At 42.2% G+C, this 1,044-nt stretch carries 2 protein-coding genes; both read right to left on the minus strand.

The window, feature by feature from the left end:
* Nucleotides 1-534, minus strand: a 534-nt coding sequence (gene rnc, locus A3762_RS13460) for a ribonuclease III (RefSeq protein ID WP_068756070.1), incomplete at its 3' end; no start/stop codon positions are given.
* Between the two features lie 14 nt (nt 535-548).
* Nucleotides 549-944: a DUF4845 domain-containing protein gene (locus A3762_RS13465; RefSeq protein WP_197469033.1), complete on the minus strand. Its 396-nt coding sequence runs from the start codon at nt 942-944 to the stop codon at nt 549-551.
* Between the last annotated feature and the right edge of the window lie 100 nt (nt 945-1,044).

A 1,044-nucleotide genomic window follows, 5' to 3' on the forward strand; every position in this document is an offset into this window, starting at 1 on the left:
GCGCAAAACCTCGTATGTCGGTAAGTCTTGCTTTTTAGCTTGAAGCAATTCTTGCAGCTGAGTCTTCGAATCTTTCTCTGTCGTTTCTAACTCAGGAGAACTCAATCGTTCTTCGTACCAAGACAATACCATTTGTTTGGCTACGTCATGACCAGAATCCAAATACGTCGCGCCGATAATCGACTCTACTGCATCAGCTAAAATAGATTCTCGTCGAAAACCGCCGCTTTTTAGTTCACCAGGACCGAGCTTTAGATAATCACCTAGCCCAAACTCTCTCGCTATCTCAGCGAGAGTTACGCCTTTAACCAAGCGAGCTCTCAAGCGCGATAGTTGACCTTCTTTAAAATGAGGAAAACGAAGATAGAGTTGTTCGGCGATCACATAGCCGAGAATAGCGTCACCGAGATATTCGAGACGCTCATTATTTTTACCTTTGAAACTACGATGTGTGAGGGCAAGCTCTAAAAGAGATCGATCTTTGAAGGTATAACCAAGCTTTCGCTCAAGTCTGTCGTAATTAACTGTACTCACCCGTGTTGTGCTACCTATGGATAGATTTCTGATACTTCGTCGAACACAATCACTGCATCGACATTTTTGTAAACATTGATACGAACTTCATAATCTAAGTAGAAAGAAATCACCCCTTCTTCTTTCTCTATCGATACAGCTTCATTGAAGTCAATGTCGCGAATATTGTTAGTCTGCATACGTAATTTGAAGCGGCGATTAATCTCACCCAGATCGAGTTCAGCGGTTTGAGAATCCTCGACAAAAGACGTCACCACTGACTTTAATTGCCAGTGCTCAAAATAGGCTGGATACAATTTAAAACCAACTAACGCAACAAACGCAGCCATCGCTAGAAACACCAAAACAAAGGGCATTGAAGCGCCACGCTGGTTCTTCAACAATTTATTATTAGTTTCATTTCTAGACATTTGCATTGCTCCAATCAAATTCATTAACTCGCGTACTTAAGGTTAGACCCGCTCTATCAGGTTTACAACGTAATGCATGTTACTCGATGCTTCCTGCGCG

The sequence above is a fragment of the Oleiphilus sp. HI0125 genome (assembly GCF_001635355.1).